Origin of the sequence: Spirillospora sp. NPDC048819 (assembly GCF_040650055.1) — a bacterium.
GTDB lineage: Bacteria > Actinomycetota > Actinomycetes > Streptosporangiales > Streptosporangiaceae > Spirillospora.
In genome coordinates this window covers 91,113-103,441 of record NZ_JBEZGN010000029.1, presented here as the reverse complement: position 1 = coordinate 103,441, position 12,329 = coordinate 91,113, and the positions used below count along the sequence as shown (strand labels likewise).

Below are 12,329 nucleotides of genomic sequence, written 5' to 3'. Positions count from 1 at the left end.
CCCCCTCCTCACACGACGACGAGCCCGACGACGAGCATCTGCAGCAGCGTGGCCGGGATCAGGACCGTCCACGCCACCGTCATGAACCGGTCCATCCGAAGCACCGGCAGCCGGTGCCGGGTCCACACCAGCAGGGCGAGCACCGCGGCGGTCTTCACCAGCGACCACGCCCACCCCGGCAGCAGCGGCCCCGACCCGCCCCCGAGGAACAGCGGGACGGCGACGGCCGCCGACACCGTGAGCAGCCCGTACCGTCCCGCCAGGAAGACGAGCCGGTCGGGCCCGGACAACTCCAGCGCCGCTCCCCCGGCGAGATCCCCGCCCAGGGGATGCCCGAACGGCCCCCAGAACGCCATCGCAAGGGCCGAGATCAGGTAGACGGCGAACGCGACCGGCATCCAGACCGCGAACCACAGTCCGTCCTGCGCCTCGCCGATGACCCGCAGGTCCAGCGAGTGCGCGGCCAGGGCCGCCGTGATGAGCGCGAACATGTGCGGCAGTTCGTACGCGAGGCCCTGCGCGATGAACCGGTACCCGCCGACCAGCGCGAACGCGGAGTTGACGCCCCAGCCGGCCAGCCACACCGACGCCCAGGCCACGACCTCCATCGCGTTGAACCAGACGAGGCCGACCGGCGCGTCGACGGCCACGTGTCCGCCGACCGGGACCACCAGGGCCGCGAGCGCCGCCGCGACCGGCAGCGAGATCACCCCGACCCCGGTCAGCAGCCGGTCGGCGCTCGCCGTGACGCGCCGCTGCATGGTCAGCAGCCGCGCCGCCTCGTGGAACGGCTCGGCGGGACGATGCCCGGCGAACGCCGCGTTCAGCGACGCCGCCGCCACCGCCACCGCACCGAGGACGAGCACCTCAACCACCGGCGGCCGTCCCGAGATCGGGGTCGAGGCTCGCCACGATCAGCCGCGCCTCGGCCAGCTCGGCCCCTTCGAGCAGCGACGGCAGCATCGCCAACGACTCGTCCCAAGGCTCACGCGGCCGCGTCGCCTTCCCGTCCAGAGCGGCCCCGATCTCCCGCAACCACCCGTCGAGACGGTGCTCCACATCGCCTCGCGTCATCCAGCGCAGGATCCGCGACCGTCCGACCCTCCGCGCGAACGGGGCGAACCTGCTCGCGAGCACATCGTCCGGGACCCCGCCCAGCGCCTCGTCCCTCAGCACGGCCGCGCGCTCGCCCGCCGCGTCCCAGCCCGCCACGCGGAGCAGCCGGGAGACGCTGTCGAGACGGGACGCCGCCCGCCGCCCCTCGTCCCAGAACGCGCCGTCCGCGGTGTCGACGGCGGTGACCTCCGCGGCCTGGACGACGTCGCCCTGCAACGTCAGGTCGACCCGTAATCCCGCAGGCCAGTTCGCCAGCACGGGGCCCAGCGGCACATGGAGGACGTCCAGCCGCAGCCCGTCCCGGTCGTCCCCCCGGTCGGCCATCCCGACGTCACCCAGGACCAACGCAGGCCGCGAGCCGCCGGCGACGCCCTCCAGGTCAGCCGATGCCCGAACGCGCGGCTCCGGCATGTCCCGCCACACGTTCTCGATGGCGTCCGCCAGCTCGGCCCCCGGCTTGCCGCAGACGACCATCATCCCCGTCTCCGCGGGCGAGAGCGCGGGACGCCATCCACGCGCACGCATCCCGGCCTCGGCCGCGAGCCGGTCGCGCGTCCCGTCCGCCGCCGACACCACGAACGGGCGGGGGGTCGCGAACCGCCTCAGGCCCACCGCAGCGCCCCTTCCCGCCACGCGTACAGGACGCCGACCAGGATCAACGCCAGGAAGAGGAACATCTCCACGACGGCCTTGACGCCCACGGACGCGACGACGAGCGCCCACGGATACATGAAGACCATCTCCATGTCGAAGGCGAGGAAGACCATCGAAACCGTGTACCAGCGCACGTGATACCGCGACAGCGCATGCTCGGCGGGACGCGCCCCGCCCAGGAACGGCCCGGCCTCGAACTCCCGGGGCGCCATCGCGAACGAGACCGCGTAGACACCGGCGATGATCGCCGCGACCAGCCCGATCACCGACGCGACGACGGCGTACGGCGGCATCGCCCCTCCCGGTACCGGCGATCTGGTCGATAGGTGTCTACCTGATCACCACCTCGGGAAACCTCGTCCACCGGCGTGCTCGCGAATCAGGACAATGACAACCACGAACCGGCCCCGTTCGAAGACGCGCGCTAGGCGCTCTGCCCGCCGGACTGCTCGTGCGCCGCGCCGCGCTCCTCGGCGTCGCGCCGCGGTGCTCGTCCGCCGTGCCCGCCGTGCTCACCGTCCCCGCCGTGCCGCTGCCGGTCGGCGGCCGCGGCGCCGAGGATCATCTCGTCCACGACCCAGCGGGCCTCCGGGGACAGGTCGACGAGGGCGCGCAGCACCTCGGGCCGGATGACGCCCTGCTCCACGTCCCGGCGCAGCGCCTTGAGCGTGAGGTCGTCGTCGATGGGGCCGGACTCGCTGGGGAAGCCGAAGAACCCGATCGGCACGCCGAAGAACGTGGCGAGTGCCGTGAGGGTCTTGAGCTGCGGGTTCTCCTGCCGTCCGGTGCGCAGCTTCCACACGGTGGTGGACGAGATGTCCGCACCGGTGGCGCGGGCGATGGCGCCGGCCGTCTCCACGTTGTTGCGCGGCGGCCCGGCGTCGGCCGGCCACAGGTTCCGGATCAGCCACTCGACCTTCTCGGCCAGCGTCGCCCCCGGCGACACCTCGTGCATGCGATCGCGCATCGTTCCCCTCCCGCCGACCTCAGTGACTTTAGTTGACCACCGCGGGGCTCGTCCGCCAATGACACACGCCCCTCCGAAAGTCGCGGGGCCTGCGACTTTGTGCTCTGCCGCACGTCCCGCCCGTCCGGTCGAATCGGAGACGACGGAAAGGGGCACGCACGTGACAGAGTTCGCCGCACGAGCCGAGGGCGTGTGCAAGACGTACGGGACGGGCGACGCCCGCGTGACCGCGCTGGACGACGTCACGGCCCGCATCCCCCGGGGGCGGTTCACGGCCGTGACGGGCCCGTCCGGCTCCGGCAAGTCGACGCTCATGCACGTGATGGCGGGGCTCGACTCCGCCGACGCCGGACGCGTCCACATCGGCGGCGCCGACCTCACCGGCCTGGACGACCGCGCCCTCACCCGGCTCCGCCGCAACCGCGTCGGCTTCGTGTTCCAGGCGTTCAACCTCGTCCCGACGCTGACCGCGCTGGAGAACGTCACGCTGCCCGCCGACATCGCCGGCCGCCGGCTCGACCCGGCCTGGCTGGACGAGGTGATCGGCGCCGTCGGCCTCGGCGACCGGCTCGCGCACCGCCCGTCCGAGCTGTCGGGCGGCCAGCAGCAGCGCGTGGCCTGCGCCCGCGCCCTCGCCGGACGCCCCGAGATCATCTTCGCGGACGAGCCGACCGGCAACCTCGACTCCCGCTCCGGCACCGAGATCCTCGCGTTCCTGCGCCGCTGCGTGGACGAGATGGGCCAGACGATCGTCATGGTCACCCACGACCCGGCCGCCGCCGCCCGCGCCGACGAGGTCATCACGCTCACCGACGGCCGCATCGTCGACCGCCGGAACCAGACGCCTCGTCCCTCTCAGGTCCTGGCCCCTCCTCCTCACCGGTGAACTTCGCCAAGAACCGTTGCAAAGGGTCTTTGTAACTTCTAGCGTGCTGGGCATGAAGGAACAGCCGCCGCCCCAGGCGATCACCGATCCGCAGCAGGTGCGGCAGCTCGCACACCCGCTCCGGCGGCGCATCGCCGAGATCATGCGGCGCGGTCCCGTCTCGTCCACGACCCTCGCCCGCGAGCTGGGGCAGAGCACCGGCTCGACGAGCTACCACCTGCGGCAGCTCGCCAAGTACGGATTCGTGGAGGAGGCGCCGGAGCTGGCTCGCGGCCGCGAGCGCTGGTGGCGGGCGGTGCCCGCCGACCGGCGCTTCCCCGTGTACAGCGAGCAGTCGCCGGAGATGCGCGACGCCGTGGAGGACGTGACCCGCATGGAACTCGCGAACGAACTGGACGCGCTCGCGCGCTTCCAGGAGAAACGTGACGAGATGGGCCCATGGGCGGACGCCCTGCTCTTCTCGTTCTCCACCGTCAAGCTGACGCCGGAGCAGGTGCGTCCCTTCTTCGAGGAGTACATCGCGCTCCTCTACCGCTACAAACACGACGACGACGCCCCGCCGCCGGACGCACGCACCTTCCACGCCAGGTTCCTGGCGTTCCCGGAGGTCTAGAGCCCGGGCCGCCGAGTTGCCGCTCGGCGGCCCGGACGGGTGGAAGCCCCGCATCACCACGCCGCGAAGGCGTGTTCGCACGCGACACGAAACCCCCACCGGAAAGGAGAGCACCTCATGCTGCTCTCACGCAAACGATCGCCCCGGCCCCTGAAGTGGGCGGTCCTCCTCGCCTGGATCGTGATCACAATCCTGGCCGTCCCGGCCGCGAGCCGCCTCCCGGACGTCGTCGAGGCCGAGTCGTCGGCCGAACTCCCCCGCGGCGCGCAGTCGACCCGGGTGGAGGAGCTGGCGCCCCGTTTCCCCGGCGGCGAACTCGCCCCGGGCATCATCGCCTACGTCCGTCCTTCGGGCATCACACCCGGCGACCGCGCGAAGGCCGAGGCCGACCGCCGCGCCCTCGCCCCGATCGCCGCCGGGACGATCGAGCCGCCGCGGCCGTCCCGCGACGGCAAGGCGCTCATGCTGAACGTCCCCCTCGCGGACGACGACACCCTCACCGACAAGGCCGGGAAACTCCGCGATACCTCCCGGGCAGGCGCACCACCCGGCCTGGAGGTCCGCCTGACCGGCCCAGCCGGTTCCGCACTCGACGTCGGCGACGCCTTCGAGAACCTCGAGAAGCCGGTCCTCGTCATCACGATCCTCGTCGTCACGGCCGTCCTTCTGCTCACCTATCGCAGCCCCGTCCTGTGGCTGCTGCCGATCGTGAACGCGGCGATCGGCCTCCGGGTCTCGGGCGCCGTCGTCTACCTCCTCGGCGAGCACGCCGGCCTCTATGTGGCGGACGGGATGTCCGCCATCCTGAACGCCCTGGTCTTCGGCATCTCGACCGACTACGCGCTGCTCCTGCTCGCCCGCTACCGCGAGGAACTGCGCCGCCACCCCGACCGCCACCACGCGATGGCGATCGCGCTCCGCCGCGCCGCCGCGCCCATCGTCGCGTCCGCCGCGACGGTGTCCCTCGGCCTCCTGTGCCTGCTCGCCGCCGACATGGGCTTCAACTACGCGCTCGGCCCGATCGGCGCCATCGGCGTCCTCGGCGGCCTGGTCGTCGTCATGTCCCTGCTGCCCGCACTCCTCGTCATCTCCGGACGCTGGATCTTCTGGCCCCGCATCCCCCGCTACGGCGACGCACCGCCCGCCCGCGGCGCCTGGGACCGCGTCGGCCACCGCATCGCCGCGCGTCCCCGCCTGATCTGGATCGGCGGCCTGGCCGTCCTCGGCGCGCTCTCGACCGCCGCCCTGGGCATCAACACGGGCCTGGACCGCGCCGACTTCCTCACCACCACGCCAAGTTCCACGATCGGCGAACGCCTCCTGGCCGAGCACTACCCGGGCGGCCAGGGACGCCCTCTCCAGGTCGTCACCGACCTGCGGGACACGGCCTCCGTGACCACCGCCCTCCGGAACTCCCCGGGAGTGGCCCGCGTCGGCGATCCCCTCCCCTCCACCGACGGGCGCCTGGCGAAACTCGACGTCGTCCTCACCGACCCACCCGACGGCGAAGCGGCCGAGGACACCGTCCGCGGCCTCCGCGAGACCGTCCCGGACGCCGCCTTCGGCGCGAGCACCGCCCTGGAGATCGACCTCGCCGACGCACAGTCCCACGACCGCCGCGTCGTGATCCCGCTGGTCCTCGGCGTCGTCCTCCTCATCCTGACGGCGCTCCTCCGCGCCCTGGTCGCCCCGCTCCTGGTGATCGCCACGGTCGCCGCGTCCTACTTCGCCGCCCTCGGCGCGTCCTGGCTGCTGTTCCGGTACGCCTTCGGCTTCCCCGCCGTCGACACCCAGGTCGCCCTCATGGGCTTCCTGTTCATGGTCGCGCTCGGCGTGGACTACAACCTGTTCCTCGTCTCCCGCGTCCGCGAAGAGGTCGGATGCAGCGACCACCGCACCGCCGTCCTGCGCGGCCTGGGCGTGACCGGCGGCGTCATCTCCAGCGCCGGCCTGGTCCTGGCCGCCACCTTCGGCACCCTCGGCGTCATGCCGGTCACGATGATGGTGCAGATCGGGGTCCTGGTGTCGGTCGGCGTCCTCATCGATACCTTCTTCGTCCGCTCCGTCATCGTCCCCGCCCTGGCCTTGGACGCCGGCGACCACTTCTGGTGGCCCGCACACCGCACCAAGGCCCCACCCGCGGCCCAAAGAAGCAGCGCATCAGTGACACGGGGATAGGCGAAGGCCGCCTTCTGCCGGGGAGACTCACGTCATATCCCGTTGAGGTCACAGATCGCCGAAGCGCTCAGTCTTATGTACGTGACCACCAGGAATGGAAGAGGAGCGGCGACTCAAAAGTCGCCGGGGATCGCCAGGAAATGGGGCTCGACCGGCGTCGTGCTGCTGAAGAGCGGGCTGGGCAGCGCCGACGACCGCAGCCTGATACGGCGGTACAGGTCCCGTGCCGACCACTGGACCTTCATGTTCGCGCAGATCACCGCCTACTCGTTCGCGGTGCTCCTGCTCACCGGCGTGTTCTTGACCTTCTACTTCGACCCGTCCATGGCCCGCGCCCCCTACGACGGGCCCTACCGCCCGCTCCAGGGCGTGCCAGTGTCACGTGCCTACGACTCGACGATGCAATTGTCGTTCGAGGTTCGCGGCGGACTGCTGATGCGCCAGATCCATCACTGGGCGGCGCTGATCTTCTGCGCGTCCATCGCGCTGCAATTGCTCCGGCTGTTCTTCACCGGCGGATTCCGCCGCCCGCGGCTGCTCAACTGGCTGATCTGGGTGGGCCTGTTCGTCCTCGGCATGGTCGCCTCACTGACCGGCACGATCCTGCCCGACGACATGCTCTCGGGCGGAAGCCTGCTGCTGACCAAGGGCGTCCTGGAGTCGATCCCGTTCGTCGGCACCCACCTGCAGCGACTGGTCTTCGACGGCGGCTTCCCCGGCGACGTCATCATCGAGCGGGTCTACTGGCTGCACATCCTCATCCTCCCCCTGATCATCGCCGGGGCCCTGGCACACCGCCGCCACCTGGTGAGCCGGCAGCACGGCCACACCCGCTTCACCCCCGGCACGGCCGCAACCCGCCTCGGCTCGCACCACATCACCCGCGCGCGGGCCGCGATCGTCGGCGCCCCCAAGCCCGCCGCGATCGCGATGTTCCTGTTCACCTGCGGGGTCCTCGTCCTGCTGGGCGGGTTCGTCCAGATCAACGCGATCTGGCAGTTCGGCCCGTTCGAACCCGGCGCGATCACCGCCGGTGCGGTCCCCGGCTGGTACATGGCCTTCCTGGACGGCGCCGTCCGGATCATGCCCGGCTGGGAACTCGACATCGCCGGGCACCCGCTCACCCTCGCCGTCCTGGTCCCCGCCGTCATCGTCCCGGGCGTCTTCTTCACCGCCCTGGCCCTGTGGCCGCTCGGCGAGGCGGTCATCACCGGTGACCGCGCCGAACACCACATCCTGGACCGCCCGCGCGACCGCCCCGCGCGCACCGCCGCCGGAGCCGCCGGGATGACCTTCTACGGGCTGCTGTGGCTCGCCGCCGCCAACGACCAGATCGCCCTCAACTTCCACCTCGACCTGTTCGCCGTCACCTGGTTCTTCCGCATCGCCGTCTTCGCCGGACCGATAACGGCGTTCATCCTCACCAACCGGATCTGCCATCACCTGACCCGGCAGGAACGCCGGGAGAAGGCACACGGCCGCGAGACCGGCCGGATCGTCATGGACGCGAAGGGCCGCTTCACCGAGGTCCACACCCGCCCCGACCACCCGGACAAGGCGACCAAAGAAGTAGCACATCGGTGACGCGGGGATGGCCGGAAGTCCGCCTTCCGCCAGATCAGCGGCTCCGGCCCCCGTGAACCGGGCGTCCGCCAGCATGAGGGGGACGCCCGGCTCACGAGAGGTCCACGCCCATGTATCTCAGTGACGACGACCCAGAATGGGACAGGCACAGCGGCGGCTCCGGCCACGCCGGCCTCGAATGGGCGAGCGGCGACGAGGACAGGGCGCTCGCCTACTGGGACGCGCTGGACGACAAAGCCCGCGCCGTCCTCCAGTACCTCTTCAGCCGTCGAGGGCATCAGATCCACAACGGCGAACTCGTGAGGGAGCTGGGCCTCGATCCCGAGGGAACCAAGAACCCGCCGAACGTCATATCGGGTGCCCTGAACCGAGTGGGCGAGGCGAACAGGGCGACGGGCCACCGCTACCCGTTCCGCTGGTGGGAAAGGGACGGCGGCGCCGACTACGCCGTCCGGACGAGCACCGCCGGCATCTTTGAGAGGGCGTTGTTCGCCGCGCAGACGCAGCAAGGACGAGGTGACGTGCTCGCCTTCAAGTTGTCCACCGACCAGATGCAGCCGTTCATCGGTCGCCTGGTGGACACCATGGACGACACGGACGTACGCATCGTGCTCGGCTCGGCGTGCACGACCGCCGCGAGAGCCGTCCAGCAGTTCGTGGCGGCCTTGCAACTCCCCTACAACGCCGCCGGCGGATGGCGGGAGTTCCTAGACCACCTCGGCGAGAGGCCCGCTTCGCTACGCGAATGCGTCGTCGTCACTGACGCGTGCCAGATGCTCAAGCACGAGGACGCCGACCTATGGCACGAGGCGGTCAAATCCCTGCACGGCGGCCCGCACCACCTCGGCGGCGGCTGGTCCACTCTCGTCCTGGCCGACGACGCGTTCGCATGGGACACGTGGGTCTTCAACGCCACCGACATCCGCCCTCGCCCCTGACACGCGGAGGGACGGTAAGGGGGCGTCCCTCCGCGTCGACCTCACGGGTTGAGTACAGCGAAGACGACCTTGCCGACGCCGCCGGCCAGCGGCCGCGCACCCCAGCATCGGGTGAACTGCTCCACGACGAACAGGCCCCGGCCCGACTCGCCGTTGATGTCCGCGCTCTCGATGCGCGGCATGGCGCAAGTGGAGTCCTGAACCTCCACCCACACCGCGCCATCGCCGGTGCGTCCGATGCGGAAGATCACCTCGTCGTCGGCGGTGGTCGCGTACCGGATCGCGTTGGTGACCAGCTCGCTCGCGATCAGGCACGGGATGAAGTCGTCCACGTCCCAGCCGCCCATCACGAGCCGCACGAACTGCCGCACCTCCGCTACGGCCTTGAGATCCCGCTTGACCGTCATCTCCCCATGCACCGCCTCGCCCACCAGCTTCTCCTCACCTTGTGTGGCGTACAGCACACATTGAGCCACCATTCGGGACTACGGTGGGTTTACCTGGCACAACTGGTGGTGACTGGGAAGCCACTGCCGAAGCCTGGTAATTGCCCCCCAAGAGGCAGGAGCCATGCCCCCAAAGCGCCAACGCCCCCGAGAGGCCCCCGCCCTCGTTGCCTTCGGACGCCAGATGCGCCGGATGCGGGAAGCCAAGGAGGTCAAGCAGGAGACCATCGCCCATCTGACGAAAATGAGCGGTGCACAGGTCAGCCGTATCGAGACCGGGAAGAGGCGTGCTTCACGATCCTTCGTGCAGATCGTGGACGATCACCTGGAGGCAGGGGGCACCCTCCTCACCCTGTGGGAGGACCTGAACAAGGACGGCCGTCCAGTGCCGATCTGGTTCGACTGGCCAGAGATCGAGGCCGACGCGGTGATGCTGATCACCTGGCAGCATTCCGTCATTCCCGGACTAGCCCAGACCCCGGCATACGCGCTCGCGATCCTGCAGAACAACCAGGCCGCTGCGAACGCTCGGATCGATCGTCAGGCCATCCTCACCAAGGCCCCCGAGGACGACGAGGCATCCGTACCCACGTACGTGATGCTGATCAACGAATACGTGCTCCGGAACCCGGTAGGCACCGCCGACACCATGAGGGAGCAACTCGAGCACCTCATCAAGATGAGCATGTTGCCCAATGTCACGGTTCAAGTAGTGTTGGGAAGTGGCGAGCATGACGGCAACATGGGTGCGTTCGTGGTCGCGACGATGGACGATCGAAGCGAGGTCGCGTACATCGAGACGGCCGTAAGCCCGATCACAACGGACGACCCCGCGGACTTGTCCGTCCTGGCGAAGACCCTGGTCGTCCTCCGCTCGCAGGCTCTTACGGAGCAGATGTCGCGCGAGTTCATTGGAAAGGTGGTCCAAGAGAAATGGACCTGAGGAACGCCAAGTGGCGCAAGAGCACCCACAGTGGCTCAAATGGCGGGGACTGCGTCGAACTGGCGAGACTCCCGGACGCTGTGGCCGTGCGGGATAGCAAGGACCCGGATGGGCCCGTCCTCCTGGTAACGGGCGCGACGCTCCGTGCGGCCGTCCGGGCGGCGGACTCCGCAAACGTCTGAGCCCCTCTCCGCCCGATCCACTCTGCCCTCTGCCCCTCACGGCCGAGGGAGAGGAGGCTTACTGCCGTCCGGCGGGCAACCGGCCAACGCGCCCACACCACACGGCCCCAACACACACCCAGCCCTGCGACACCCTCACCATGCCCCCTCAAGGCATCGCATCGGGGACGACCGGAGCAACTCCGTCCCCTGCCCATCCTCGCGCACCACTCAGGTCCGGCGGGACGGTGCCTACCAGCGCCACCACCCCACCTGCATGGGACCGATCTGACGCCGGTGATCGGGACGGACGGCGTCGGCGAGGCCGCCGGATGCGTTAGCCGGGCAGCCACTTGACGCCTGTGCCGTAGGCCCGCCACTCGTCGTTGCGACGGCGGGCGGAGAACAGCCGCTCGGAGCCCGCCGAGTAGATCGACACCGCGAGCACCGCGTCGCACCCGCGCTCCCGCGCGCCGCGCTGGAGGTTCCGAAGCGCCTGCGCCTCGTCCTGCGCCGGGTCACCCCACACGAGACCCATCTCGTCGAAGGGCCGCCGGCTCGTGCAAAGCGTGGAGAGCGTCACCTGCGCGGCCCACGCGTCCTCCTGGGTCTGAGCCATCGCACCCAGCCGCCGTTTCCCCCGAATGCCCATGGGACCGATGGTGCCAGTCGTTCGCGTCATCGAACACTCCGGACCGGCTGGGCCGGGACAGCGGCGAACGCGGCGATCGACCCGAGCAAGCACAGTCGAGCATTAACGGTACGCGACCATCCGATTACCGATAGCTTACTCGCCATGCCTACGTGTGAACACGAGCTGCCACTGGAGATGGTCCGCAACCGGCCGCAGCTCGTCCCGACGATCCTGCGGACCGTCTTCGGACTGGACCTGCCCGACGACGGGCTGGCCACGCTGACCTCCGAGTCCTACGCCGAACTGAACCCCGCCGAGCTGCGCTGCGACGCCACCGTCCTGCTGGACGACCCCGAGAAGCCCACCCACGGCGTCGTCGTGGAATCACAGCTCCGTTTCAAACCGGACAAACTATTCAGCTGGCCCGCTTACCTGGCCCTGCTGCGGCACCGCCGCAAATGCGACGTGACCCTCCTGGTCTTCTGCCGCGACCAGGCCGGCGCACGAGCCTGCGGCGCCCCGATCGACATGGGGCACCCCAGATGGGTCCTCGAACCCTTGACCGTCCACCCCGGGATGCTCCCGCCGATCACCGACCCCGACCAGGCCCGCCGACTCCCCGAACTCGCCATCCTCAGCACCCCCGCCCACGCCGAGGGGCCCCACGCCGAAGCCGTCCTGACCAGCGTGTCCGCCGCCCTAGAAGAGGTCCGCGAGCAGGGCCGTGACACCGGCGCGCTATACCATGACTTCCTGACGACGCAACTATCTGAAGCCGCCCGCAAGTTTCTGGAGGACACCGTGGCCATCAAGAACTACGAGTGGCAGTCAGACTTCGCCAAGACCCACCGCGCGGAGGGCCGCGCCGAAGGCGAAGTCAGGGGCGAGGCCAAGTCGTTGCTTCTCTTCCTGCGGGCCCGGGGCATCGACGTCCCCGACGACATCCGCGAGCGCATCACGGGCTGCACCGACACCGACCAGCTCGAACGCTGGGTCCAGCGCGCCGCCGTCATCGACAGCGCCGACCAGCTCCTCGACTGATCCTTCCGGCTCCCACTACCCCCTGGAGTCCTTCAAGGCGATCACGCTTCGTCAAGCACTGGGCCACGCGGCGGGCCTGGGCGAGCGCTCCCGGTCGGGCTGGACGGACACGGGAGCGGCGTCCCCGACTCGGTCGGCAAACTGCCGCTTCGCGGCTCCGGTCCGCCG

Annotated in this window: 14 protein-coding genes; 8 read left to right on the top strand and 6 right to left on the bottom strand. The window is 70.2% G+C overall.

Annotated elements, in window-relative coordinates:
- Positions 1 to 8 precede the first annotated feature (8 nt).
- From AB0C35_RS31720 to AB0C35_RS31705, 4 genes are all read right to left on the bottom strand, one after another.
- Positions 9 to 875 (bottom strand): complex I subunit 1 family protein, encoded by an 867-nt coding sequence (locus AB0C35_RS31720; protein ID WP_358463928.1) that lies wholly within the window; start codon positions 873 to 875, stop codon positions 9 to 11.
- Entirely contained in the window at positions 868 to 1,728 is an 861-nt protein-coding gene (locus AB0C35_RS31715; protein ID WP_358463925.1) for a hypothetical protein, read from the bottom strand. Before AB0C35_RS31715 ends, AB0C35_RS31720 begins: the two co-directional genes overlap by 8 nt.
- On the bottom strand, positions 1,719 to 2,063 hold the full coding sequence (locus AB0C35_RS31710) for an NADH-quinone oxidoreductase subunit A (protein ID WP_358463922.1): 345 nt from the start codon (positions 2,061 to 2,063) through the stop codon (positions 1,719 to 1,721). The genes AB0C35_RS31715 and AB0C35_RS31710 overlap by 10 nt, the downstream gene beginning before the upstream one ends.
- Before the next feature lie 131 nt (positions 2,064 to 2,194).
- Entirely contained in the window at positions 2,195 to 2,737 is a 543-nt protein-coding gene (locus AB0C35_RS31705) for a hypothetical protein (protein ID WP_358463919.1), read from the bottom strand.
- Positions 2,738 to 2,897: 160 nt separating this feature from the next.
- Here AB0C35_RS31705 and AB0C35_RS31700 point away from each other — a divergent pair, with 160 nt between their 5' ends.
- The 5 genes from AB0C35_RS31700 to AB0C35_RS31680 all read left to right on the top strand — a co-directional run bounded on the left by AB0C35_RS31700 (position 2,898) and on the right by AB0C35_RS31680 (position 8,936).
- Entirely contained in the window at positions 2,898 to 3,623 is a 726-nt protein-coding gene (locus AB0C35_RS31700; RefSeq protein WP_358463916.1) for an ABC transporter ATP-binding protein, read from the top strand.
- A 52-nt stretch (positions 3,624 to 3,675) separates the two neighbouring features.
- Positions 3,676 to 4,236 carry a winged helix-turn-helix domain-containing protein gene (locus AB0C35_RS31695; protein ID WP_358463913.1) on the top strand — a complete coding sequence of 187 codons (561 nt, stop codon included), beginning with the start codon at positions 3,676 to 3,678 and terminating at the stop codon, positions 4,234 to 4,236.
- Positions 4,237 to 4,353: 117 nt separating this feature from the next.
- Complete coding sequence (locus tag AB0C35_RS31690; protein WP_358463910.1) at positions 4,354 to 6,414, top strand: MMPL family transporter; 2,061 nt, start codon at positions 4,354 to 4,356, stop codon at positions 6,412 to 6,414.
- Between the two features lie 81 nt (positions 6,415 to 6,495).
- Positions 6,496 to 7,998, top strand: a complete 1,503-nt coding sequence (locus tag AB0C35_RS31685) for a cytochrome b N-terminal domain-containing protein (protein ID WP_358463907.1) — start codon at positions 6,496 to 6,498, stop codon at positions 7,996 to 7,998.
- Between the two features lie 110 nt (positions 7,999 to 8,108).
- A complete protein-coding gene (locus AB0C35_RS31680; protein ID WP_358463904.1) occupies positions 8,109 to 8,936 on the top strand; it encodes a DUF6416 domain-containing protein in 828 nt (275 codons plus the stop codon).
- A 41-nt stretch (positions 8,937 to 8,977) separates the two neighbouring features.
- On the opposite strand, the gene AB0C35_RS31675 is transcribed toward AB0C35_RS31680, so the two are convergent.
- Positions 8,978 to 9,415 (bottom strand): ATP-binding protein, encoded by a 438-nt coding sequence (locus tag AB0C35_RS31675; RefSeq protein WP_358463901.1) that lies wholly within the window; start codon positions 9,413 to 9,415, stop codon positions 8,978 to 8,980.
- A 91-nt stretch (positions 9,416 to 9,506) separates the two neighbouring features.
- On the opposite strand from AB0C35_RS31675, the gene AB0C35_RS31670 reads away from it, so the two are divergent.
- Together AB0C35_RS31670 and AB0C35_RS31665 are read left to right on the top strand one after the other, a co-directional pair.
- Positions 9,507 to 10,325, top strand: coding sequence for a helix-turn-helix transcriptional regulator (locus tag AB0C35_RS31670; protein WP_358463898.1), 819 nt, complete (start codon positions 9,507 to 9,509; stop codon positions 10,323 to 10,325).
- Positions 10,316 to 10,507: a DUF397 domain-containing protein gene (locus AB0C35_RS31665; RefSeq protein ID WP_358463895.1), complete on the top strand. Its 192-nt coding sequence runs from the start codon at positions 10,316 to 10,318 to the stop codon at positions 10,505 to 10,507. Before AB0C35_RS31670 ends, AB0C35_RS31665 begins: the two co-directional genes overlap by 10 nt.
- Before the next feature lie 316 nt (positions 10,508 to 10,823).
- Here the strand turns inward: AB0C35_RS31665 and AB0C35_RS31660 are convergent, their stop codons facing one another.
- Positions 10,824 to 11,138, bottom strand: a complete 315-nt coding sequence (locus AB0C35_RS31660) for a hypothetical protein (protein ID WP_358463892.1) — start codon at positions 11,136 to 11,138, stop codon at positions 10,824 to 10,826.
- 144 nt (positions 11,139 to 11,282) lie between these two features.
- On the opposite strand from AB0C35_RS31660, the gene AB0C35_RS31655 reads away from it, so the two are divergent.
- On the top strand, positions 11,283 to 12,161 hold the full coding sequence (locus AB0C35_RS31655) for a hypothetical protein (protein WP_358463889.1): 879 nt from the start codon (positions 11,283 to 11,285) through the stop codon (positions 12,159 to 12,161).
- The last annotated feature ends 168 nt before the right edge of the window (positions 12,162 to 12,329 follow it).